At 53.3% G+C, this 25,476-nt stretch carries 19 protein-coding genes; 4 read left to right on the top strand and 15 right to left on the bottom strand.

The window, feature by feature from the left end; translation table 11 throughout:
• Positions 1-77 precede the first annotated feature (77 nt).
• Complete coding sequence (locus AC0YNX_RS17210) at positions 78-2,324, bottom strand: FAD-dependent oxidoreductase (protein WP_475816929.1); 2,247 nt, start codon at positions 2,322-2,324, stop codon at positions 78-80.
• A 344-nt stretch (positions 2,325-2,668) separates the two neighbouring features.
• Here AC0YNX_RS17210 and AC0YNX_RS17205 point away from each other — a divergent pair, with 344 nt between their 5' ends.
• From AC0YNX_RS17205 to AC0YNX_RS17190, 4 genes are all read left to right on the top strand, one after another.
• Positions 2,669-3,661, top strand: a complete 993-nt coding sequence (locus tag AC0YNX_RS17205; protein WP_475816928.1) for a beta-ketoacyl-ACP synthase 3 — start codon at positions 2,669-2,671, stop codon at positions 3,659-3,661.
• 142 nt (positions 3,662-3,803) lie between these two features.
• A complete protein-coding gene (locus AC0YNX_RS17200) occupies positions 3,804-4,724 on the top strand; it encodes a J domain-containing protein (RefSeq protein WP_475816927.1) in 921 nt (306 codons plus the stop codon).
• Positions 4,725-5,260: 536 nt separating this feature from the next.
• Entirely contained in the window at positions 5,261-6,358 is a 1,098-nt protein-coding gene (locus tag AC0YNX_RS17195) for a glycosyltransferase family 4 protein (RefSeq protein ID WP_475816926.1), read from the top strand.
• A gap of 104 nt (positions 6,359-6,462) precedes the next feature.
• Complete coding sequence (locus tag AC0YNX_RS17190; protein ID WP_475816925.1) at positions 6,463-7,179, top strand: glycosyltransferase; 717 nt, start codon at positions 6,463-6,465, stop codon at positions 7,177-7,179.
• Between the two features lie 53 nt (positions 7,180-7,232).
• Here the strand turns inward: AC0YNX_RS17190 and AC0YNX_RS17185 are convergent, their stop codons facing one another.
• The 14 genes from AC0YNX_RS17185 to AC0YNX_RS17120 all read right to left on the bottom strand — a co-directional run bounded on the left by AC0YNX_RS17185 (position 7,233) and on the right by AC0YNX_RS17120 (position 25,406).
• Entirely contained in the window at positions 7,233-8,024 is a 792-nt protein-coding gene (locus AC0YNX_RS17185; protein WP_475816924.1) for a lipid II flippase Amj family protein, read from the bottom strand.
• Between the two features lie 32 nt (positions 8,025-8,056).
• Entirely contained in the window at positions 8,057-8,527 is a 471-nt protein-coding gene (locus tag AC0YNX_RS17180) for an N-acetyltransferase family protein (RefSeq protein WP_475816923.1), read from the bottom strand.
• 987 nt (positions 8,528-9,514) lie between these two features.
• A complete protein-coding gene (locus tag AC0YNX_RS17175; RefSeq protein ID WP_475816922.1) occupies positions 9,515-10,255 on the bottom strand; it encodes a glycerophosphodiester phosphodiesterase in 741 nt (246 codons plus the stop codon).
• Positions 10,256-10,279: 24 nt separating this feature from the next.
• The gene (locus AC0YNX_RS17170) at positions 10,280-11,203 is read right to left on the bottom strand and encodes a carbohydrate ABC transporter permease (protein WP_475816921.1); all 924 of its coding nucleotides are present in this window, start codon (positions 11,201-11,203) and stop codon (positions 10,280-10,282) included.
• Positions 11,204-11,219: 16 nt separating this feature from the next.
• Positions 11,220-12,092, bottom strand: coding sequence for a carbohydrate ABC transporter permease (locus AC0YNX_RS17165; protein ID WP_475816920.1), 873 nt, complete (start codon positions 12,090-12,092; stop codon positions 11,220-11,222).
• A 1-nt stretch (position 12,093) separates the two neighbouring features.
• On the bottom strand, positions 12,094-13,149 hold the full coding sequence (locus AC0YNX_RS17160) for an ABC transporter ATP-binding protein (protein WP_475816919.1): 1,056 nt from the start codon (positions 13,147-13,149) through the stop codon (positions 12,094-12,096).
• A complete protein-coding gene (locus tag AC0YNX_RS17155) occupies positions 13,103-13,999 on the bottom strand; it encodes an HAD family hydrolase (protein ID WP_475816918.1) in 897 nt (298 codons plus the stop codon). Before AC0YNX_RS17155 ends, AC0YNX_RS17160 begins: the two co-directional genes overlap by 47 nt.
• Before the next feature lie 84 nt (positions 14,000-14,083).
• Positions 14,084-15,436: an ABC transporter substrate-binding protein gene (locus AC0YNX_RS17150; RefSeq protein WP_475816917.1), complete on the bottom strand. Its 1,353-nt coding sequence runs from the start codon at positions 15,434-15,436 to the stop codon at positions 14,084-14,086.
• A gap of 164 nt (positions 15,437-15,600) precedes the next feature.
• A complete protein-coding gene (locus AC0YNX_RS17145) occupies positions 15,601-16,254 on the bottom strand; it encodes a glycerol-3-phosphate responsive antiterminator (protein ID WP_475816916.1) in 654 nt (217 codons plus the stop codon).
• Complete coding sequence (locus AC0YNX_RS17140) at positions 16,251-17,093, bottom strand: metallophosphoesterase family protein (protein ID WP_475816915.1); 843 nt, start codon at positions 17,091-17,093, stop codon at positions 16,251-16,253. Before AC0YNX_RS17140 ends, AC0YNX_RS17145 begins: the two co-directional genes overlap by 4 nt.
• 380 nt (positions 17,094-17,473) lie before the next feature.
• Positions 17,474-19,954 (bottom strand): carbohydrate-binding protein, encoded by a 2,481-nt coding sequence (locus tag AC0YNX_RS17135; RefSeq protein WP_475816914.1) that lies wholly within the window; start codon positions 19,952-19,954, stop codon positions 17,474-17,476.
• 111 nt (positions 19,955-20,065) lie between these two features.
• Positions 20,066-22,045: a D-apionate lactonase family protein gene (locus AC0YNX_RS17130; protein ID WP_475816913.1), complete on the bottom strand. Its 1,980-nt coding sequence runs from the start codon at positions 22,043-22,045 to the stop codon at positions 20,066-20,068.
• A gap of 86 nt (positions 22,046-22,131) precedes the next feature.
• Positions 22,132-23,184 carry a Gfo/Idh/MocA family protein gene (locus AC0YNX_RS17125; RefSeq protein WP_475816912.1) on the bottom strand — a complete coding sequence of 351 codons (1,053 nt, stop codon included), beginning with the start codon at positions 23,182-23,184 and terminating at the stop codon, positions 22,132-22,134.
• A gap of 131 nt (positions 23,185-23,315) precedes the next feature.
• Entirely contained in the window at positions 23,316-25,406 is a 2,091-nt protein-coding gene (locus AC0YNX_RS17120; protein WP_475816911.1) for a LuxR C-terminal-related transcriptional regulator, read from the bottom strand.
• Between the last annotated feature and the right edge of the window lie 70 nt (positions 25,407-25,476).

Below are 25,476 nucleotides of genomic sequence, written 5' to 3'. Positions count from 1 at the left end.
TCCTATAAACATAAAGATCCCGTTCGTCTCCGATACCGGAGTCCGAGCGGGATTTTCATTAGCGTTCTGCGTCGATTCTATTCATAAACCCGGACTTCGACGATTTCCGCTCGCGGACAGCCATTCGTCTCCTCGATGACGACACGCAGTCCTCTCGTGTGAATGCCGGAAGTGCGATGTACGGCTTTGCGGACCCGATTATCCGATGCCTGATGCAGCACCGTCCACTCTTCCCCCGTCTTCACCTCGATCCGATAATCCTTCACGAGCTCGGGAATGACTTCGAAAGACGTACGGTGATGATGCAAATTGATCAAATCCTCATTCACATCGTCGTTGAAGGTCACATGGATTTCGGTCGGATTCACCGATTCGTCCCATGCCAGCTCAAGCCACTCCTCATTCCAACCCTGGATCGGCTCCGAAGACCACAGCTGCGGCCCTCCGAACGGCCGGTTATAGCCGCCTATCGTTTTTACGGGTGCATAAGCTGCTGTTTCCCCCATGACCCGGAAGCAGAAGGGCTGCCGGACAAGATTGCGCATGGTCCACTGCACAACCGGCTGCAAAGAATCATGATTCTCCAAATCCGGATTCGCGTGCGGGGTCTCCTGCTTGGAGAAGGACAGTACGCCCGTCAACGGCCGATCAGATACATGCGCGGACAATGCAGGCTTACTCTTGAGGACGAGGAACGCGTTCTGCGGCGCATCGGGATTCCACTCGAGCTCGAAGCGAATCCACTGGTTGCTTCCCGTGGGAACCGCCGATTGCGCGGAAGCCTCTAAGGTATGCGGGATGTAATTTTCTCGCTTGCCTGTCGTCCACAGCTCGATCTCCGCAGTCGTCGCCTCTTGCGCGTCGAGCAATACCTCAATGCCGGCAACTGCTCCATCGACCGGGAATACCACGGCGACATCTCCCGATAACGGATACTTTCGCGCGGAATGCTCTACGGCTACACGTTTCAACATGCTCGAAGCAGACACCTTCGCGTTCCTGGCCACATCGCGCTCGTCAACGTTTCGCAAGCCGATAATCGAGGCGTCCTGCCTCAGCATCGTCTGTTGAAGCTCGCGCAGCCGGTCGCGATGAAGCTCACGCGGCGTGATGCCGTAGTCAGCGCACAGCGCGGCTCCCGTACCCGCCGCCTCTCCCATGACGGCGCAGGTCGCCATGACGCGGGTCGTGCCGAAAGCGACATGCGACGCGCTCACGTTTCTCCCCGCGAACAGCAGATTGGAGACGTTGCGGGAGTACATCGACCGGAACGGGATATGGTATACGCCGTCGGGGTGCAGATGCTTGGACCCGCTTTCGGACGCGTACATCCCTTGAGGCGGATGCAGGTCGATCGACCAGCCTCCGAACGCGACCCGATCGTCGAACGGCTCCTGCGCGATGATATCGTTCTGATTCAGCACGTAATCCCCGATGAAGCGGCGGTATTCTCTCTTGCCGGGAATGGAGCCGACCCATTCAAGCGTCATGTTGTCGGCGCTGAATAGCCCGGAATTCTTGATATAATTCCAGACACCGTAGATGACCGACCATAACTCGTCCCGGATCAACTCGTTATCGTGCACGGTATCACGTTCGCCGCCCCACTCGATCCACCAGTAATGGCAGCCCGAATCGCCGCTGCGGATGACCCTCTTTATTGGAATACTCGTCTGTGTGATGTCCTTGGCGAAGCTCGGCGGCCGATAGACAACCCGTTCGCCCACGTCCTTCGTATAGAAGAGAAGCGTGCTTCCAAGCGTGATGTCGTCTGGCTCCGCAGGCGCCCATTCTTCTCCGTATTCGCTTCTCGCTTCCCTTCCGATGCGGAATTCAGCGCCAGCCAGGAAGCCGACCAGCCCGTCTCCGGTGCAGTCGAGGAACACGTCGCTCTCGAAGCGGATCCGGCGTTCAGAACCCATCATCCAACCCGTCACGGAAATGAGCCTACGATTGTCCCGCTCCCCTTCCGCATCTGCTTCGTGGACGTCCGTGTTCAAGTACAACTGAATGTTCGGCTCACTTTTCACTTTTTCCAGAAGCAGCATGTCCCACATATAAGGATTGCCTTCTGGATTGCGGTATTGGTTCTCGACGAACAATTCGCCCATGATGCCCGTCTCCCGTGCATAACGGTTCACACCGTGAGCCGTCGCGCCGCATACCCAAACACGCACCTCGCTGCTTGAATTTCCGCCCAGCACCGGCCGGTTCTGGACGAGCGCAACCGTCTTGCCTAACCTCGCCGCCGCGATCGCCGCGCAGACGCCGGACAACCCGCCTCCGATTACCGTAATATCAGTCCTTGATCGTTCCTGTCTCATGTCCGCTCACTCACCTCGAAATAATTAATTCGGTCCTCTTGAAGCATAGCAGAGGCATGGGAGGCGGTTTTCCTTGCTTTTCGGCAAAAAGGTACGGATTCTCGGGAGTTGGTTAACTAATAATAAAAAATAACATATAGACATGGGCATGAAAGTGTTGTAATCTAAATTTAGTACCAGGTACTAGAATCTGATTCTAATCCTAAATTTCACTACCTTGCGACGATGCTGGGTTAAGATGCATGATGAAACCGAATTTACAGGTTTTTTTGCACAATTACAGCTAATACTTTATTAACAGGCGCTACAGACGACTAACTACTGTCTAAAGGAGTTGACGAACGATGCCGCACTCATCCTTGCGATCTCTTACTGCAATCACTGCCTTTGGCACCTATGTGCCTGAACGCGTGCTGACGAATCATGATTTGGAACAGATGGTGGATACGAATGATGAATGGATATTTCAACGGACGGGGATCAAAGAACGCCGGATTGCCGCGGAAGACCAGTTCTGCAGCGATATGTGCTTCGGCGCTGTTCGCGATTTGCAGCTGCGCTATGGCGTCGTGCTCGAAGACATCGACTATATCATCGTTGCAACGACGACGCCTGATACGTTCTTCCCGAGCATGTCCGCTCGCGTGCAAGCCGAATTCGGTATCGCGTCATGCGGCGCTGTCGACATTCAAGCTGCTTGTGCCGGCTTCGTAGCTGCTCTGCAGATGGCGAACGGACTTCTGCTCTCCGGCGTTTATCATAAGATCTTGGTCATCGGCGCAGAGACATTGTCCAAGGCGACCGACTATACAGACCGCACCACCTGCATCCTCTTTGGCGATGGCGCCGGAGCTGCCCTGCTCGAGCGCGATGACGAAGGTGCCTTTCTAGCGTCGTACTCAGCGACGAACGGCGAAGATGGCCGCCATCTGTACCGCTCCAGCCTTGCTTCGGCGATAAACGGGCAGCCGATTCAAGCGAACGGGCTCATCGTGCAAAATGGCCGGGAAGTGTACAAATGGGCGGTTACCACCGTACCGAAGGGCATTAAGACGCTGCTCGAGAACAGCGGCTATAATGTCGATGAAATCAACTGGTTCGTGCCGCATAGCGCGAACATGAGAATTGTCGAATCCATCTGCGAGCGTACCGGCATTCCGCTGGAGCGCACGATTACGAGCATGGCGCAATATGGCAATACATCTGCGGCCTCCATTCCGCTCGCGCTTGATCTGGCGATCAAGGATGGCCGAATCTCTACTGGCGATACCATCCTGCTGTACGGCTTCGGCGGCGGATTGACGGAGTCGGCGCTGCTGCTGCGTTGGACGCTTTGACGGCGCGTTTGAAGTTTGAAACAGTCCCTTTTTACTTGGCACCTAAGGGGCTGTTTTGTTTTATTTTGTCGATTGGGGGCAAAGGAAGTATACTAGTAGTATAGCGTTTACAAGTTTAAGAGAAAGAGAAGGTAGCCCCGCCATGAATGATCTGAAACAATCCTATGAATTGCTCGGCCTGACTGAAGGTGCATCGAAGGAAGATGTGGAAAAACGGTATTTTATATTGCTCCGGCGCGACCGCTCCAACAAGCAGCGCGAAGCAGGTGAGCAGGATGATTCCCCTAGCTTGGAAGAGATCAACCGCGCGTACCGGCTAATCCTCGGCCATGAAGACGAGAAGACGATGGAGAAGTATACCGAGGCGTCTTATGGAAAATATAAATCAATGGGGCCCACGGTTCAGAAGATCGACCATTTCTTCAGCTATTACAAGTTCCATGTGCTCGGCGTCATTGTATTGATCATTGCAATCATTTATGGCATCAACGCCTATATCAATCACCGCGAGAAGGAGGCCGAGCTTGCGAAGCTGCCCCCGGTGGATGTGAGCGTCTCCTTCTTCGGCGAATACTTTAACGCGGACGGCACGTTCCAGAACTCGGATTTGAAGCCGCTTGAGACGAAGTTCGCATCGCAATTCCCGCAGTGGAAGCGCGTCGTCGGTTACTTCACTTATGTTCCGCAAGAGCTGCAGAGCCAGCAGGATTCTGCATTGATGCAGAAGAGCATCATCGATCTGATGATGAACAAAGCCGACGTGTATATTCTAGATAAGCCGAATTTCATCAAGCTGGCGCAGGACGGTTCACTTCTCCCATTGGATGGCGATGCTGCGAGCAAGATGAGCTTCTCCTACAAGCCAGAAGAGGCGATGAAGACTGTCACGCAGGACGATCCGACGCTGCACGTCTACGGAGTGGACATCTCGGGCAGCCCGCTGCTCAAGGACTTGCCGGTCATCGGCAAGGAATATATCGCCGCTATCCGCATCAACGGCGAGCATCATGACAATGCGTTCACGTTTATTCAGAAGTATGTGGATAGCGTGAAAACCAAATAGTTGGTCTGATTGGAGAACCTCTGCTGCCATTGGCGGCGGAGGTTTTTTGTTTTTTTGTGGTTCATCAAGCTGATGTAGGTCCTTGGGGATTCTCTTTGAGAAAAGGGGCTAGCATAGCGCCTAGTCTATCTCTGCAGCGCGCAAGTGTGCGAAGGTGCTTCTGCAATCCGCATAGCCGCAGCTCGCTAACGAAACCAGGAGACGCTATTCGGCTCGAATTGGCCATCGAGGAAATCTAACGGAACCAGGAGACGGTATTTAGCTAATTTAACCATCATTACGTCAGGTTTGAGCCAAATAAGATCGCTGGAGTCCGTTAGAATCAGAAAGATGCGATTTTCTTGCAAATAAGCACTGTATGTTCCGTTAGAGCTGGATCGGATGAGTCTGCTCTGCTGGACCTCTTCGACACAACTCCCCCTAGGGCACATGCACTCCAGGCTCGTATAAGGGAACAGCAACCCAAGCCTCTCTCATTCCACCGACATACACTAGCAATAAGTGTCTATGTAAGTGTGTAAGAGAGGAAGATTGCGATGAAGCTGCTAGTTACTTATTTTATTCCGAGCGGCGGGATTGAGACGTTGAACCGGCTGCGCTATCATGCGCTTCGTGCGGTCGGCATTGAGGTGCATGCCCTGTATCTGTGGAATGGCGCGGGGAGGCAGAACATGGCGGACATCCCCCATTTTGTGACGAACAACGATAACGAGATTCGCACCGTCCTGCAAACCGGCAACTACGACGCCATTATTGTCACCTGCGACCATCTGATGCTCCAGCGTCTTCGCGGACTTGGTTACAACGGGATGCTGATCTACGAAGCGCAAGGTCTCGGGACCAAAGAGCAAGCGACTGGCACGATCGCATTCGCCTCGAACTTTATTCGGTCTTATGCAGGCGCTGCGATCAGTACGCCGACTTCGCATCTTATGGAGCTGTTTCAAACCTACCTCAGCGACATGCCCCGTTTCTACGTCCAAAATATGATCGACACCAACCAGTTCATCCCTCACGGACCCGCCGCAACCGCATCGCTTAACCCGTCAGGCGCACCGATCGTCGGCTGGATCGGGCGGCTGGAGCGCAACAAGAACTGGCCATTGTTCCTCGATATTTGCAGTGTACTCGCCTCCGTCAGACCTACCTTGCAAATCTGGATGTTCGAGGATGCCACCATCTCCGAGCCCGGCGAACGCGAGCGATTCCACGCCCGTGTTCACGAGCTGAATCTGGGACACCGGCTGACGGTCCGCTCCAACATCCCGCACAGCCATATGCCGCTCTACTTATCCGCCATCGGCGATTCCGGCGGCCTCCTTCTGTCCACCTCGATAACCGAAGGCTTCGGCTACGCGGTCGCAGAGGCGATGAGCTGCCGCTGCCCGGTGCTGTCTACCGACTCCGACGGTGTCCGCTGCTTCATTGACCATAACCACACGGGCAAGTTCTTCTACTCCAGCTCCGTTCCTGAAGCCGTTCAGGCCGCAAGCGAGCTCATGGATAATTTGCCGCTGCGCAGCTCCATTCGCGATGCGGCAGACCGGCACATCCGAACGCATTTCTCGCCAAACCGCTATGCTGCGGATATCGTCAACATCCTCGTTGCCCTCAGACTCCGTCCCTACGTCTAGCAACTGCCAAAAAATAGTCTCCTACCTAAGAACACCTGCTGTGTCTGCATTCGCCCTGTCCCCATATAGTGAAGATAGAATGAACTATCCAGAGGTGAACGAGCATGCTGCCAAAAGTGTCTATCATCATCCCGTTCTACAACGATCCCTATGTCGATCAAGCGATCGTCAGCGCACTCTATCAGACCTATCCGAACATTGAGATTCTCGTCATCGACGATGGGTCGACCAAGCATCAGGATGTGATTGCACCTTACCGATCCCGAATCATTTATCTTGGCAAAGCGAACGGGGGTACCGGCAGCGCGCTCAATTACGGGATTGCGATGGCTACTGGCAAATACGTCGCATGGCTAAGCTCTGATGATCGGTTTCTCCCTGACAAAGTCGAGCGGCAAGTGGCGTATATGGAACGAACCGGTGCGCGAATCTGCCATACCGACTATCACGTAATGAACGAGCATGGCACCATTACGCAATATGCAGCAGCAATCAAATTTCCATCGGCAAAAGCATTCATTAACGGCATTCGCCACGGCTGCCCGGTCAACGGCTGTACCATCATGATGACAAAAGAGCTGTTCCAAGACATCGGCGGCTTCAACGAATCGCTCCCGTACACGCATGACTATGACTTATGGATTCGCGTGCTGCTGTCGAGGGTTGATTTTCACTATTTGAACGAAGTATTGACCGTCTATCGCCGCCATCAGCAAATGGGTACCGTCCGCAACTTCAACACCGTCATGCAAGAAGCGAATATGGTGAATGCCAATTACGCGGGACTGCTCGACTCCCTGATCGCCCAGCTGCCTGGGTAATAAGAAAAGCCTGCACGCACTTGTGAAGTGCGCTAGCAGGCTTTTTGCTTTGTTTAGATCATCTTCACAATATATCCAATAAAATACGCCGCCGGAATCAGCACGAACTGTGCGAGCATCGTCCCGAAGAAGCGGGCGGTCATGAGCACGACGTAGATTTTGCCAAGACGGTCGCGATGGGTTTCGTCACTTAGCGCTTTGTCAGTAATGAGCCCGAGCTGCGGGTCGATGAAGATGGTAAGCAGGATCGTCGCGATCCCGTTAATGAGACCGGACGCCTGCGATGCGGTGGTGCTGAATTGCGGATATATATGCGCGGCATACAGGGAAGCCAGAACGCCGACGGTATAGAAGGAGGTTACGATCATGCTGAGCAAAATAAACTTCTTGGGAATGCCAAGGTAGCGGAATCGTTTGAAGTTGAGTTTAGGTGCTTTTAGATAATATTTTGTATTCTTGAGCTGGCCGATCGTGACGCTCGTAAAGAGCTTCGGGAGCGATCCCGCGACTTCCAGCTTCGCAATCAGTCTGCCGAACAGGCTCACGCATGTTGGAAAAAGAATAATTGCGAACAGCGTTCCAATCGACGAAGCGAGCAAAATAATCCGCAAATACGTGAGCAGCTGAAAGTCAGCATGATGCTTCGCGTAATCGACGAATTTGGCGGTTAGCGGCGCTTGGATGAGGTTCGCCGTACGCGAGACGAGAACGACGATGCCGGTTAACGACAGCGCGACAGCGATTTTGTTCAGCCGGACGCCAGCGAGTCGGACTGCATAGGATAGCGTTTCTGTTGTATGGATAATCATCGTCATCAAGAATACGATAATCAGATTGTTCGTCAACGCTACGTCATCTCCATCGTGTTCAAAATAAGCTACCAGTGTTTCTCCAGCGCTTCCTCACTCGGACGGAATCCGCTTCTTTCATAGAATTGAACACTGGTGCTGCTCGGCCATAGAATGAGAAACTCGACTGCTTGCTCCTTCGCCCACTGTTCCATCGTTTGATGAATTCGGGTACCGATTCCTCGGCCTCTATAGGCGGGACGGGTATAGACGTTCGTGACGTAACCGAAGTAGGGGTCCTCGCATCTGCCGGGTCTAGGCACTTTATGAATGAGCTGCAGGTACATATGCGAGACAATTCGCTCGTCCTCTTCGGCGACCCAGATGTACCAGTCTCCGCAAGTAAGTGCCCGTTCGAGAAACGCCGAGCACGTTTGGTAGAACTGTTCTTCGCCTTCGGCCTCCTGCTGCAGCTCCGGATAATCCTCCATCGTGAACGCATAGCGGATGTGGACAAGCTCACTTATATCGGCTTTCGTTGCTAATCGGATTGTCGTCAATAGGACTCCCCCTTCATGTTCCTCGCAACTCTACTATACTAAACTACTCTACGAATGGAAAATCTATGATTCTTATACAAAAAAATCCGCCTGCTTGGGCTGCTGCTCGAAGCTTAAACGGTCGGGGGTTGTGAGCGAGAGAAGGTGTGTCTCGGGAGGGGGGAGTTTGCCGGGTGCGGGGCTTGAGAGAGGGTTTTGCCTCTCTCGAGTCGGAATTTTCCGGCTGTCGGGGCTGAGAGAGGGTTTTGCCTCTCTCAGCGGGGCATGAGCCTGTTTTCACACTGCTTTAGCCACTGAGAGAGGGTTTTACCTCTCTCGAGTCGGAATTTTCCGGCTGTCGGGGGCTGAGAGAGGATACATCCTCTTTCGGCTTGCTTTGCCAGACTTGAGAGAACATATATGTTCTCTCACCACAAATTGCTGCACTTTCTCGCGCCGAGAGAGCGTTTGTGTTCTCTCAGACATTCCCGGTCGACTTCGTGGCTAATATACGCTCTGAGAGAACGTATATGTTCTCTCACCACAAATTACGACACTTTCTCGCGACGAGAGGACGTATGTGTTCTCTCAGACAATTCTCCGTTTACTCCTAGGCTAATTTGCACTCTGAGAGAACGTATATGTTCTCTCACCACAAATTGCAGCACTTTCTCACGCCGAGAGAACGTATGTGTTCTCTCAGCCAATTTCCCGTCTGCTCCTAGGCTAATTTACTCTCTGAGAGAACGTATATGTTCTCTCGCCACAAATTGCAGCACTTTCTCACGCCGAGAGAACGTATGTGTTCTCTCAGCTAACTTTCAAAGCGTCATCGAGCAGCTGAGAGGTGGAATCCCCAACTCTCTCCTCTCTCCTCTCGCCTCCCGACTCTCAACTCCCCTTTCCCCCTCCAACTATCCATCCCCGCCCATCACAATAAAGCCCGAATCCGAACAACGGATTCAGGCTTGGATTCCAGCTCAAATTCAGGCTTCCCTTACATCTAACCTATCGCGACGCGGGCTGCTGTCTCGCAAGCTCCAACAAACGATCCGGGTAGTTGGTCGTAATGCGGATATCGGGATAGGCCGCTGCGATTTGGGCGAGCTCACCGGCATCGTCCACCGTCCAGACGCCGATATCGACACCGCGCTCCTGCATCTCCTCAATCAGGTCAGCAGTCATAAAGCGATGATCGATTGAAATACTTGTCGCCCCCGTATGGACGAGCTGCTCCCAGATGAGCGTGGGCTTGCCGAAGAAGATGAGTCCCGTCACGACGGAGGGATCTATCTCATTCGCCTTCTTCATCGAATCGTGGTCGAACGACGAGAGGACGACCTGTTCTCTCATCTCATACTGCTCAACGAGCGCAAGCACCTTCGCTTCGATGCCTTCATAATTGCCACCCATCGTTTTCAGCTCCACCGCCAGCTTGCAGCGTCCCTTGGTCAACTCGAACACTTCGGCAAGCGTTGGAATTCGCTGACCTTCGAACGCCGGATCAAACCAGCTGCCGGCATCGAATTCACGCAGCTTCTCATAGGTGAAGGCATCGATCGGGCCGCTCCCATTCGTCGTGCGCTCCAGCGTATGGTCATGAATGACGACCGGCACCCCGTCTTTGGATAAATGAACATCCAGCTCGATGTAGTGGATACCCGGCTCTTGCAAAGCCAATTCGAAAGCCGCCATCGTGTTCTCAGGCGCTGCCCCGGAGCAACCCCGGTGTGCGACGATTGTTATCATAATCTAAATCATCCTTTCAACCCGTTATTTGACGCCGTTATAGACAAATGCGCGAATAATCTGCCGCTGCGAGAAGAAGAACACAATCAGAATCGGTGCTACGAGAATCAGGTTACCCGCCATCAGTGTATTCCAGGTTGCGACGCCTTCGACCTCCCTGATCTTTGCGATACCGATCGGAAGAGTACGGGCTGTTTCGTTCGTCGTCATGACGAGCGGCCAGAAATAGTCGTTCCAGTGCGCGATAAAGCTGAACAGCGTGAAGGTAACCAATACCGGCTTGACGAGCGGCACCATAATATTAACGATGATTTTCCATTCGCTCGCTTGATCCAGACGCCCTGCCTCAATCAGCTCCTCCGAGACTCGCATGAAGGCTTGGCGAAGAAGGAAAATACCGAAGGCGCTGGAAGCGAACGGAAGAATGAGACCAAGATGCGTGTTGAGCAGCTTCCACGAGCTGAGCTCCAAATAAACGGGCAGAAAGATCAGCTGGGCTGGAATCATCAGCGTAACCATAACGATCCCGAACAGGAAGCCTGATCCCGCAAACTTGTAGCGTGCAAAAGCATAGGCTGCCGGAATGATCGTCGCCATCTGCAGAATGAGAATGCCGCCAGCGATGATGATGCTGTTCGTGAAATAGTGCAGGAACGGCCCCGTGTTCCAGGCTTTCGCGTAATTTTCCCAGACGGGGTCGCGTGGAATCCATTCCGGTGGAAAGATCATCGTTTCTGGCAGTGTCTTCAGTGACGTCGAAATCATCCAAATGAACGGCATCGCAAAGATAAGCACGAGCAGAAGCAGTCCGGTAAGATTAACTGCTTGCAGGACATAACCAACCGCTCTCCTGAACAACGCCGGCCGTCTAGCAGTTCTAACCACCGGGAGTTCACCGGCAACTGCCCCGATCTGACTGACGCTTAGCTCTCGATTTACGGCTTTCATTGGAACTCACCTCTTCCTATCGATAATGAACGCGTCTAGAGAGAAGACGGAAATATACGAGCGTCAGTGCGCCGACGATACAAAGTAGAATGACTCCAGCAGCCGATGCATAGCCAATCTTGAAGAATCGGAAGCCATTCTCATAGATGTAATACACGAGCGTGTTGGTCGAGTTGATCGGACCGCCTTGCGTCATGATCGCGATCGTCTCGAACACCTGGAATGAACTCAGCATGTTGATGATGACCAGGAAGAAGATCGTCGGCGACAGCATCGGCAGAATCAGCTTCGTGAATGTTGTCCAAGGCTTGGAACGGTCAAGCGACGCTGCCTCGTAAATATCCGCGGGAATGCTTTGCAAACCTGCGATAAAGACGAGCGTGTTGTAGCCGACGCCCTTCCACACCGCGACGATGACGAGCGAGACGAGCGACGTACTCGGATGCGACAGCCAGGCCAGCTTCCCGAAGCCGAACAATCCGATGACCCAGTTGAGCAGACCGTATTCGGGATCCATGAGCCAGCTCCACAAGAGGGAGATGGAAACGAGCGAAATGATATGCGGACTGAAGATCGCCCCTTGCACGAAGCCGTAAAATAGACCTTTTCGGTTCAGCCACAACGCGAGCAAGAGTGCCGTCACAGTCGTAAGCAACACCGTTAGCACCGTATAGATCGTCGTATTCGAGAGCACCTTGCGGAAATCTTCGTCTGTCAGCAAATCCTTGAAGTTCTGCAAGCCGACGAACGCTTTCGTCGGACTGACGAAGTTCCAGTCAAACATGCTCAAGTAGATCATGTAGAAGATTGGATAAATAAAGAACAGGGAGAAGATGATAATCGCCGGAGCGACCATCCCGTACGGACGCAGCTTTTCCCAAGTCGTCATGTTATACGCCCCCTGCCGCGCTGGCATAAACACCGCGCAGCCGCTCGCCATTCAGGCCGAAATAGTATAGCCGATCATATGGGACGACGACCGACACCCTTGCATCCTCAACCATTGGCTCGAGAAACGTTTTGACGAAGAAGATGCCGGTTTGGGATTTGATCTGATAGATCGTTTCCGCTCCCAAGCTCTCACGCGTAATGATTTCTCCCTCGAACCTATACCCACGAGGCGTATTACCCGTTTGGATTAAGGCATGCTCCGGGCGGAATCCGACGTGCAATGCATGATCGCCTGCCGTAAGGGCAAGCTCCTGCGCATCCCGGATGTCCATCACGTTCATTGACGGGGTTCCGATAAACTGGGCGGTGAACAAATTCGCAGGATCATGATACAGCTTCATCGGAGTCTCAGCCTGCTGGATGACGCCGCCGTTCATGACGACGATTTCGTCGCCCATCGACATCGCTTCCACTTGATCGTGCGTGACATAGACGAAAGTCGTGCCAAGACGCCTATGCAGCTGGATCAGCTCCGTTCTCATCTGGTTCCGCAGCTTGGCATCCAGATTCGAGAGCGGCTCGTCGAGTATGAACACTTTCGGCTTCTTCACCATTGCTCTGGCGAGAGCGACGCGCTGACGTTGTCCGCCTGACAGCTGCTGCGGCTTCTTATCCAGGTAAGGCTTCAAGCCGACAATATCCGAAATATCGTTAACCAGCGCTTCCCGCTCTGTTCTGGATATGCCTCTGTTCTTCAAGCCGAACTCGATATTGCCGCGTACGGTCATGGTTGGGTACAAAGCGTAGTTCTGGAACACCATCGCAACATCCCGCATCCCTGGCGCCGTATCGTTCACGCATTTGCCCCCGATCCAGATTTCGCCGCCGCTTGCCTTCTCGAGCCCTGCGATCATCCGCAGCGTCGTCGATTTCCCGCAGCCTGACGGTCCGACCAGCACCGTGAACGATCCTTCCTTAATCGTCAAATTCAAATCCGAAATGACGGTCTCATCCTTGAACTTCTTGCTTATATGCTTCAGCTCGATCTTCGCCATCCTCGAATTGCCTCCTTGTTTTAGCTGCCTGAATGTTATGCATCAGCTGCTCCAGCTCTTCCAGCGTAGTGAATCGCAAATCCCAAGCTTCCGGATCTGCACTTTCGTAAGGTGAAATGAAACAAGTTCTGCCGCCCAGCCGCTTGACAGGATGAAGGTCGTTCCAAGGATTATCCCCGACGGACAAGATTTCATGGGGCTGATAACCCTCTTGCAGCAGCTCGTTAACTAGATGCTGAATGCCCCGCGGCTTCTCCGCGTCGCAATATATGGCGTCGAACATATCGTGAATCTGCATGTAGTGAAGAAACTCGATTCCGGATGCGAGATACGTATTCGTCATGACGATTTTTTTCTCCACCGCATCCAGCGCCGCGATCGCCTCGAACAGCTCGCTGCGAGTTTCGAACCGGTACGGAGCAAGAACCATCTCCTCGCGGACACGTTCAAACGCTTGCCTGATCTTCTGTTCAGAGACCTTATACTTATGGCCGATGACCGCGGCAATTCCCCACGGATCGCCGATATGAATCAGATCGGAAGTCGGCGCGTCTGCATCCAACCCGGCTGTAATCTGTCCGTCCCAAGTGAAGCCATGGACGAAGCCGTCACCGCTTCTTAGCAGCATGCTATCGTCGTGAATGTTATAGAAATGTCCGAATTGAACGGAATGCCTGCCAGACAGAATCGCTCTTGCGAGACTGATCGCAGCTGCCGACTCCGATTCCTGTTCAGTACCCTCTAGCATGTAGTGAATGTAACGATCCATGAAAGAATCTTCCTGATAGAGCGTGCCGTCCATATCAAAAATAATGACTTTTATAGCTGACAACCAATTCTCGTTCCGCATAAACGGGACCCTCTTTCGTTGCTGTGATTAAAGGGAGATCATCCTCGGACCGGCCGAAGACGATCTCCTGACAAGTCGATTAGATTATTTGCTTAACAGCTTGTTCGCTTTATCAGCCGCTTCGTTTAGTGCTTCCTGCGGTGTCACGTCAGGGGTCAGAATCGCTTTCTCGATCGCTTCACGAACCAGCTTAGCGACTTCCGGATAAGCATTCTCCATCGGACGAGGTCTTGCATACTCCAGCTGATCAACGGCTACTTTATACTGCGGGTATTGCTTGAAATGCTCTTGAATCTCATCTGTTTCTACCGCGGACATGCGAGTTGGCAAGTAGCCGACATGCTTATGCTGGTAGATTGTGTTTTCCTTGGTCGTCATGAATTTGATGAATGCCCATGCTGCTTCTTTCTCTTCTTCGCTGCTCTTCGATGTCATAACCAGCTGGCAGCCGCCCGTAGGAACGCCATAATTCTTATTCGAAGGCATGAACGCCGTTTGGAGCTCGAAGTTGTTTGCTTTTGCAATTTCAAGCGTTCCGGTTACGCCGGCCGTCGAAGCAAATTTAAATGCAGACAGCTGGTTGGCAAAATCTTTATCCGCCGTCGCTCCCGCTTCGTCGCCTACTGGAATTTTGATCAGCTTCTCTGTCACAAGCTTCTTCCAGAAGGTAACCGGCTCTACGCCTTCCGGCGAATTGAATGTCGCTGTTTTGCCATCTTCGGACAGCATATGACCGCCGCTTTGCGCGACTAGTCCTTCATAGAACCAGATGTCGGCCGGAACTGTCATGCCGAGCTTGCCTTTTTCTTTCAGAACGCGTGAATATTCTTCCAATTCATCCCATGTCTTCGGACCTGCCGGGTCGAGGCCTGCGTCCTTCAGCATCGTAACGTTCTTATAAAGGATCGGCGTGCTGCGCATAAACGGAAGACCGTACAACTTGCCGTCTACGTAGGCGTTCCCCATCAAGCCTTTGTTGAAATCATCCAATTGCAGCTCTTCTTTGTCGCGATCCGCGTACTCCGTCAGCTCTTGAAGCATGCCGGAATGGGCGAATACGCCAGTGGACGAAATCTCGAGATCGGTCACAGCCGGCGCGTCGCCTGCCGCGAACGCAGCTTGTACTTTCGCGTGAAGATCGTCGTAGTTGCCTTGATGCTCGGCGACGACTTCGTATTTGTCTTGCGAAGCGTTAAACTCTTTGACCAAATGCTGCTTGGCTTCCTCGATTTTTTCCCCGAAAGCGTACCAATACTTAATCGTGATCTTCTTCTCCGGCGCAGCCGCCTCGGTGGAGTTGGCATTCGTACCTACGGCATTGCCTGCCGCTGCCTTGTTATCCCCGTTTTGCGTTTCTTTCGTTGCTCCGCATGCCGCGAGAACCGTGCACATCGTGACAGCAAGCGTAAGTCCAGTAAGCTTCTTAACCAATTCCATTCCCTCCATGTTTGAATTGCAGCAAAAAAAACCTGAATCCAGCCGCCGACGCGCAAAGTGCGCATCTGCTGCTTGACCAGGTTTCTCCATTACTCCAACCCATTGCTATTTACTTTACATTGCCTATGATAACGCGCTTTTATTATTGCTGTGTTAGCGAATTGCTAAGATATCTTAAACGTGCTTGGCTGATCCGTTTCCCGAAACCCACTAGCGCATGACCACAGCTCCGGCTTGGAGGAACTGATCGCTGTCGCGCCATGGGCTAAGCAAGCAACCGCATGAGAGCATTCGAACAACAGTCCGCCGGTAATAATCGGCAGCGTGGTGAATGCTTTGACCCTTCCGATCATCTCCGGAATGCGCGCAGGCATAACCTCGATGATATCGGGCTCGATCTGCGTAATGCTTTTGGATATATTATCTAGCCCTTCGGTATCGATCAGGAAGAAGCGCTGAATTGTGACGAGTCCGAGCTTCTTAGCTGTCTTCACGACACTCGTCTTCGTGGTGATAATGCCTGTCGGTTTAATAACCTTTGCCAAATAGTCAATGCCATGAATGTCGGTGCTGAGCCCTCCAATCTTCTCCAGATGGAGAAAGACGGGAAGCCCATGATTCAGGAATAGATCGACATACCCTTTCAGAACGCCGATATGGCCGGTTAGCAGAAAGACCCCGCTCAGCTGCTCCCTGTTCTTCAAAGCGATTTCAATATGCTTCGGCTCTTTAATAGAGGCAATCATCCGCTGGGAGGAGAGTCTGCTGAAGAAAATTTCCCGATGGCTGGACTGACTTACTCTCGCTTCAGCCTTCATGGCGTCCGAATCGACCGGCGAAGCGGAAGGACGATCTCCCTTTCCTCATCTGTCCCGCGCGCTTCCGCTGTTGGGGAGAAAAATTTGATATGGCTATGAATCGTCGCCGCATGCTCCTTCAGATCCGCGTCTTCCACGTCAACCGCCGAAATCCGAATCTCTTCGCCGTCAATTTCCACAACCCGGAACGCTTGCTGATCCAGACATGCGGACAATTGGACGAATACCCAGTTGTTCTGCTGCACGATCGAATCGACATGCGTGTGACCGTTGAAATAGATGCCGGGGCCTTCCTTCTGACTCAAAATACGCCACATATCCACACTTGGATGGATCGAGCCTTTATCCTTATCCGAACGCTTCGTCGTGTTATAAACGGGGTGATGGCCGAATACAAGAAGCGGCTTCGTACCGGATAATTGGACCATCTGCTCGAACCACTTCAGCTGTTCCTCGTCGATCCAGCCTCCCCAGTCAGTAAGGTCCATTTCTTTGGCGGTATCGAGGAAAACAAGCATGGCCTTCTCGGTCATCGCCGCATGATAACGCCTTCCGCCGGTGATGTTCAGCACGTCCTGCTTGGTTTGCGCATAGAGATCGTGATTGCCTAGCACATGAATGAACATCCGGTCATCGCGTCGCAGATGCTCATACACCTCTTCCAGCTCTACGGTCGTACCATAATTCGTCAAGTCGCCGAGAGAAATATGAAAATCACCTTCCATGCACAGAAATTGCTCCAGCAACGTGCGATAAAAGGCGGCGCGGGCCTCCAGCCATCGTGGAATCGCCTCATCGATTTCGTGATAATGCAAATCTCCCATCAATACCAGTCTCATGTTCGCTCTCCTTTCGTTTAACGGAAATGTTCGTCCTCCTTTATGATAGATACAAACTATTTGTTATTGGTTAACTAAAGAGGTGATTTATGTTAACTTCGATGCGAGAGAGCGGGTTTTACCGCTCTCGGCGGCAATTTGGCCGCGGGCATCGGCCGATTGGGCAGCTGAGAGTGGCTTTTTCCTCGCTCAGCTCGCCAATTAGCGGTTTTTCGGCTGTGAGAGCGGGTATTCACGCTCTCGGAACGCAGCGACAAAAAGCTGAGAGAACATATAGGTTCTCTCAGCTCTCTTTGCTCCGTCTATTCAGATGTTTAACCATCCGAGAGAACGTACACGTTCTCTCACCACACTCTTCCTGATCAAGCGCCGGCCGACACTTAGAAACCAGTGTTCCCATTCAACGTCGGCACGAGCAAGCTGCTTGCGTTCGTATAGTTCGCCAGTGCGTTACCTGAAGCGAAGTTGAAGTTAAACTGCGTGTGGCCGCCACTGTCCCCAAAGGACGTATTGTCGATGTGGATGCCCTCGGTCTCGCCGTTCGAGATCGTGTTGAGCTCGACGCGGACATTTTGCATCGGATTCACATCCAGCCAGAAGTGAAGGCTCGCATGATTATGCCCCGTATGCCCAGCCTTGTTAATTGTGTTTCGCTGGAACTTCAGTCCATTGATGGTATACGAAGGCTTGGTCGGTTCAACCGGCTCCGTCGTCACGATCATGCCCGCATTGTAGGTGCTGTCGATCACGTTGTCGCGGTAGATCAGGCTGTTGCCGCCAACGTCCGACATCCCTCTGCCCCAGTAGCTCGCAACGATGGTGTTGAACTGCGCCGTATTGTTCTGAGCGACGCCCTCGAAGTTCATCAGATTCACTTGCGCAACGCCGTCATCGCCCAAGCCGCGCATGTAGTTGTTCTGCGCCATGTTGTTCGCGTTGCCGTCATCTCCCCAGTGGATCGCATCAAAATACGTATTCATGATCCGGTTGTTCTGAATCACTGAATTCGACCAGTCATTCCAGCCTTCGAAGCAGCCGACATGCTCTCCCCATAGATTTTGCAGCACATTGTTCGAGCCTGCACCGTCCGTTGTTGTGATGATGATGCCGTAGCGCGAGTCACGCTGCGTATCGACGCCGCTTATGCGAAGATCGGAGATCGTCGTATTGTTGTTGATCTCGAAGCCAACTTCACCGCCCCAGTCGCTATTCGTAATCGTGCTGTGCAGATGCGAATACCAGATACCTGCACCTTTGATCGTCACGCCGGACGGGACCTGGATTTTATCGCTCTGGTTGTACGTACCTGACGGGAACCAGACACCTTTGCCCGCACTCGCTGCCGCATTGACGGCATCTTGAATAGCTGTCGTATCATCGGCTACCCCATTACCAATTGCATTGTACGGAGCCGACTTGACCGAGATGAAATTCGCTGGCATCGTAAGCGGAGCCCCCGCCGTCTCCAAATCGATCAGATCGATCCCATACCACGCCAAGCTGTTCCCGGAATCCTTCTGGATTTTGACCGTATCACCCGCATTCAACTCCAAGGCAAAATCCTTATCATCAAAGCTGCGCACATACGTCGAACCTGGCGCCGTGTCATAGTTGAACGTCGAAGCCAGGGCCAGATCCTGACGTTTCACACCATTTACATAGAGCGCAATGGAGCCGCTGGTATTCTGCGGAATGCTGTACCGCAGCATGAGCCGATTCGCATCACGAACATTCGTCCACGTCACGGATTCGCCTGTTGCATCGAGATGAACGTAGCTTTTGCCAGAGGAAGCTTCCTTCTTCACGGCCGCATCGTTGTTCCGTGTCGCACCGCCGCCCAGCGTACCGCCCTCCGCTTCATAAGTGGTAAAAGGAACCGTCGCTCCCCGAGTGTTGTTATTCGTCAACCGTAACCAGTTCACGTTCGCAATCCCTGAGCCCACGACGCCTTTGATGTACAAACTGTGCACGCCCGTAGCAGTCCCCGTTATCGGCCAAACTTGTGTCTCGAACGTCGTCCAGCTGTCTGTATTCGCTACCGTAAACGTACTGATGACCGGCCCCGTCAAGCTGTCCAGCCGCATCTCGAACTTGCTGCCTGTAGCGACGGCTGCGACGCGAGCCTCCAATGTCTTGTAACCGCCGCTTAGATTGACGTTGTTGAAAACAAGATAATCATTCGCGTCGAAGCTCCCGATCAGCGAACCACCGCCCGTATCCGTTGTCGCCGTACTCGTCACACCTGACATCGCATTGTACGCTTCGGCTTCAAGCTTCACAGCCGTCGTCATCGTAATGGTCGGCGACCAATTCGTTTCATCAAAATCCATATTGCCGTTCGCGCCAATCGTGAAATAAATGGCGTCGCCCGCTTCCACATGAATATCCGAGACGCCGCTTGGTGTCACATCCGCCGATGATGTGACGGTGGCACTCCACAGCTGCGTCGTGTTTTTGCAGATTTTTGCAATGACGCCGTTGCTGCTCGCATTGACTCTCGTGATCGGCCCAGTAATTGCGATATTCCCCGCCTGTGGAGCGACCCATTTCTTCACCGCATCGGAAGCCGTTTCCGGATGGAAAAATGAATCCCGGACGTAGGGATAACCGGAGGTTTCCTTCCATTTTGCCGGAGCTATGGCATCGTATTGGCTAAGGTACGAATATGTCGTGCCTGACTTCTTCATATTGAACCAGTTGTTCACGCCTTGAACGGAACCGAAGGAGGATTGCGCGCTGTACGTGACTGTCTCGAAAATGGGAGCTGCCTTCGTCTTCTTCGCGTCTGTTACGAAACAGCTTGCAATTAGAGCTGCAGCCATAAGGCCGAAGATCCCATACTTCAGCATGCTTCTTAACATGAATGCATTTCTCCTTTGTTAGGGCGGTTGGGTGGTTGGGCCGAAAACAAAACTGAGAGACGGTTTCCTCGTCTCTCAGCCTCAATTCAAGCGCGCTTATGCGCTCATATTCTATTCATCTATAATCGCAAAAGCGAACGGCTTTAGCGTCAACTCGAGCGTGCCCGCAGAAGCAGCCGGCTGCGATGGCAGCGGACGCTCCTCCAGCTGCGGCGACAAGGCATCAGCAGCTGCGAAGCTGCGCTCGTCAAGAACGCGCAGCCGTGACGGTAATAACCCGCTGGCGCCAAGCTTCACTTGCAGCGTGACCGCTTCATTCGTGTAGTTGGCGAGAACCAGCGCCACCCGGCCATCACTTCCGCGCAACGCCGCTGCCTCGCAGCTTAACGGATCGGATACGCGGCATTCCAGCAGCTCAGCGCTTTGAAGCTCGCCAGCCAAGGCGAGGGCATGGAACAGCGGGTACACCGAAGCCGCACCTTCCCGCATCACCCCGAGCGGGCCGACCGTTTCGTAATAGCACACGCGATTCGCACCGGCTTCCGCTAGATGACGCAAGCTGCCAAGTGTCCAGCCTGCTCCGAACAAGGACCACTGGCGCGCATCTACATGATAGGCGCGATCCTCCGCTTTGCGCCTTGCCTCTATGCTTGAGGCAACCGGATTCATGCGCGGCTTCAACGCGATCGGTCCGACGCTGAGCGCAAGCCCCGGTGCAAGCTCACGAGCGCTGCGCACCGTATCGCCTTGCGCGGAGACGGTCTCCGCAATGGATGCAATATCGAAGGCATGCACCTGCGGATTGATCGTATACATCACCGCTTCAAGCTGTGGAGCGACCAGCTGCGGCGCACGGTTCAGCTCAGCGAAGTAAGCCCGGGTTCCGCCGCCGACTCGGAACTGCAAGCCCGCTGCGTCCCGCACCTTACTAAGCTCAGTCAACAGCTCCCTCGAGCTAACAATACTGCTCTCATCGTAAATAAATACCGTGTCCACGAGCACGCCGCAGTCTGCAATCGCCGCAACCAACGCCTGCAGCTGTTCCGGCCGCACCACAGCGTCGCCACTGCACACGACTTCCAGTTCCAAGCAAACGCCAAGCCTTGCTGCAGCATCCGACGCACTAGCGAACGTAGACTCCCATTCCGGCTCAGTCAGCTTCAGCAGCGTTCTTCCATAAGAAAGTTTCAACCGTTGAAGCGCCTCAATTTCCCTTTCATGATGCAGATGACCTGGCGTTATCGACAGTCCAATCTCTGGGATACGTCCAGTAACCGCTTCTCCAAGCTCGACTGCGACCGCTGCAGCCGTATCATCCGCTAGAACGAGACCTCTCCCTACATCGTCAACATACGGCTCTGAGCCAATCAGACGAAGTGTCACTTGCTGCTGCACACGCTGCCCTTGAGCGATTTCAACGGGAAAAGGCAGCCGCAGCGGCGTGCAGTAAGTTTTGAAGGAGGCGTCCGTCCAGTTGCGCTGATCCTCCATCTCGAATAGGTCGCCTGCAAAGCGCAGCTCTGCAGAAACCCCCTCCGTGGCATGATAGCGAATCGCAGTCATGTCGAAGAAAGGCTGATGCGGCGAGATACGATCCGGGAAAGCTCCCGCGAGCACACCGCCATCGGCCGACTCTACCTCAACAATGCGACCCGCCAGCGAGGACGGATGCAGGACGCAGAAGCCAATACGATTGCGTAGGAAGCTGCTGCCTGCAATCCCATCGAACGAGAACGTAATGGTGCCGTCCGCCTCGCCGACGATCAAGCCCTTCCATTCAAACTCAATCTCGCCCTGCCGATGCTCCGCGACAAAAGCGACCTCGAACGAATCGGCCCGCCGCGTCACTTGCTGCTCGCGAAACACCGGCTTAATCGTGCCCCAGTTCTGGTCACGAACAGCTGCATAGATACCGCGGACAATCTCCTGCCCTCGGTAACGAATATACCGCAGCCCGCCTTCCTCCAACACGGCGGTCAGCGGTCCGGCCTGCAGCCTGCGCCGCTCAGGCAATGGCTCCGAGGAGCCGTATCGTAGTTGCCTTACATCATACTCGCTGCGGCTTACCATCCTGACACCACCACAAGCCATTCCGCATCCATCAATCTCTTCCTCATCGACCTAACCGCTCCCTCTTCGCGCTTGATCGCCTTCCAGCTCTCTCTAGCTTCACTCTGCTAGGAATCAAAACTTATCGCTTGATGCGTGCGCGCGCTCTCATATGCGGAGAACGTCAGCCGCAGCGTCCGCAAATTGTCTTCGCCGCTCGTCTGGAACGGCTCGCCTGACTCCAGGCAGTGGATAAAATGCGACGACAGCCGGAAGTGGCTCTCATCATGATCCAGCTCGGTCGGTCCCGCAAGCATGCGTTTGCCACCGTTATTGTCAATGATCGCGATGCTGCCATCGCCATACAGCTTCAGCGTCGCTTTGTCGCCGTCGATTACGAACTGTTCGATATGATGCGCCAGCACGATGTCCGGTTCAAGCGCCCCTTGGAGCTCCCGGCGAGTCGCCCAGCTCATATCCAGCATGCCATAGTAACCGTCATGCCCGAGCGTAACGATGCCCGCATCCTCTCCAATGATGTGCGGACTGCTGTACTGAAATTCCGCATACAGCCGCTTCGGCTCGCCAAGCAGGAAGCGCCACGTATCGAACCAGTGAACGCCCATCTCATAGAAGATAAGCCGCGGCATCTTCGTGAAGAACGGTTGAGGCAGCTTCATATCCTGCGACATCCGCATTGTAAAATAATCCGAGTGCATATATCTCGCAGCCAGTACGCGGCCAATCTCTCCATCATCCAGCGCCTGCTTCATCGTCTGGAAGATCGACAGCCAGCGCCAGTTCTCCGTCACCATGAGACGCACACCTGCATCTGCGGCTGCCTGCACCATTCGCTCAGCTTCCTCATAGGATTCGGCGAAAGGCTTCTGGCAAACCACATGCTTACCTGCCTTAGCTGCCATCTCGACAAAGGCCGGATGCGTCTCCGGACCCGTTACAATATCAACAATATCGATATCCGCCTTCTCCAGCATCTCCTCGAGCGATCCGTAGAGCTGCTCCTCGGGAACGCCGTAAGCACGCGCTTTTTCAACCATTTTGTCCCGGCTTCGATTGCATAGCGCTGCGATCTCTACATTCGGGATGCGGCTCCAAGCCTGCAGATGCTTCTCCGACCAGAATCCTGTTCCAACAAGCCCAATTCTCCAAACCACCGTCATTCGCCTCTCATTCGCTTGTTTGTGTTTCGTGAATACATAAAGTATGTATAATGTATACATTCACTGTCAAGCGCTATTTTCCTCCAATGAATTCGCGTTATTTCAATAAAATATATGACAAGGTTCGTTTGCTATGCTCTGCTGCGGAACGCTGCCGGGAGCTTGTTCATCAGCTGCACGCGGTTCTTTACACTCGCCTTCTTAAAAATATTCGAAATATGCTTCTTCACCGTCGCTTCGCTAAGGCAAAGTTCGCTTGCGATTTCTTTGTTCGAACGTCCCTCAAGGAGAAGGCGGGCCACCTCTTGCTCGCGGAACGAGAGCAGCACCTCCGGCGCTCCAGACAGCTCCTCAGCTTCCTGCTCCAACACATCGGCATGCCTGCTCTGCATACTGTCCTCTTCGGGCAGATCGAAGGAAGCAATCATTTTGCTCATATAACTATGCAGCTTGCTGCCCCTCGTATCCATGACATAGTAGCGGTTCATCGTCACTCCGTCGTAATCGGAATGCATGGCTCCCTCTACCACTTCAAGTCCAAGGCTCGTGCAAATCGCATACGAGATCGGGTTCTCCGTCGGCGCTGCGACCACGAATCCTGCGGTCAGAATATGATTGATAAACGTGAACAAGGACGCCTGCATCATAGAAATATCGGAGAAATCATACACATCCAGGATTTTCACAAAATAACCGGCTTTCGTATGTCCCGGTACCATGAGCTCGCTTCGTTCCGATTCCGTAAGGTGATTGAAATAAGCCGCCGAGAGCGGAGCCGAGAGCAAGTATTTCATCGTCTTCTTGTTGATTGGAATAATCTCCATCATGCCATAGACGGCGCCTTCGGCGTTGCGGATTAGCTTCACGCAGGTCGGATCAAGCTCATAGAGCTCTTTCATTCGAATTTGATTCAGAACCCCAAGGCTCTCCTTCACCGACAGTACGTATTCTTCCTGTAGCCCTGTTTCCCGGTTGATATAGTGAAGGACGGCATCACGCGCCGACTGTCTTCGGAGCTCCATATAGCGCTCAGCCTCCTCCCAATTCGACGGATGGAGCGGCTCTGCACTGAAGGAGATCGACTGCTGATAGAGTAAGAATTGCAGGAATTGATTGCCGATATAGAATAATATCTCGCCGTTCTCCCATGCCGCTGTCTTCTGTTTGGCGGATTGTTTCATCTTGTCGCAATAGAATAGGACGCAGCGCTTCCATATGCGGTGATAATATTCAGGCCTGCGAAGCCGCAGATCCGTGCCGATCGCATCCCGAAGCAAATCATGCAGCAGCCAGCCCCGCTCAACGCGCTGCACGAAGGAGTAACCGGTAAGCTTCAAGAATTGCTCGCTCGTCACCGGCTTCTCCAGCACATGGCCGAGCAGGTCTTGATTGAAGCTGCGAAGCACTGCCGAAGCCTCTACCAATTCTCTCATCTCCGGGTCAGGCACTTCACGCAGCCATGTGCTGACAACCTGCATAAACACTTCGCTGTCTGCGAATGTCTCCTTCGGCAGCGCGCCTGCAAGCGTCGTCGAGACGAGCAGCGAGAGCGTAAGCGGATGCCCCTTCGTTCTGCTCCAGATCTGCTTGACATTGTCTGTCTTCACGATACCGAAGCGCTCCAGATAGAGCTGCGCGGCATTATAATTGAGGTCGCTGAGAGGCATCTGATGGATGAGCTGCCGCCAGCCTGGCGAAGACAGCCACGAACCTTGCAGCCTGAACCTGCCGGCAAGGATAACGAGAATGCCCGGATGCAGCTGCGCGAGAAACTGCTCGCGCAGCCAATACTCCATCTCGCCGAACGATTCGAAGGAATCGAGCGCCAGCACCATTTTCCCATGGAGCGCCATGTCGGCTAACGCTTGTAAGCAGATTTCAATCAACTGTAAAGCGTCGCTGCTCTGAAGAATCGACTGTACCGGGTAACGAATCGCTCGGAGCACATGATGACAGAAGTCTACCGGATTGCCGGGGAAGACGCGGCAGTCGAGCAGCAGAAATTGAACGTTCCTCTCCTGCGCCAACCGCCGGAATTCGTGCAGCAGATAGCTTTTGCCAATTCCTCCGGTTCCGTACACATTAATGATGCCGCCTTGATCCGTCGCCCCATGAAGCCGATTGACAAAGAACTGAATTTCTCTATCACGTCCAACAAGGTAGTGCTGCTCCATCAAGTCAAGTGTCCTCGCTACCCGCTCATTACCGCTGCTTCTCTCCATGTCCACGCCCCTCTTATCTTAAGCATCAGGTTCCGTGAATACCACTGCAGTACTCCTTTTATACAACTTT

This window comes from Paenibacillus sp. J31R98 (assembly GCF_056269245.1).
The sequence above is the reverse complement of the archived record's forward strand: the minus strand, read 5'-3'. Positions and strand labels throughout refer to the sequence as shown.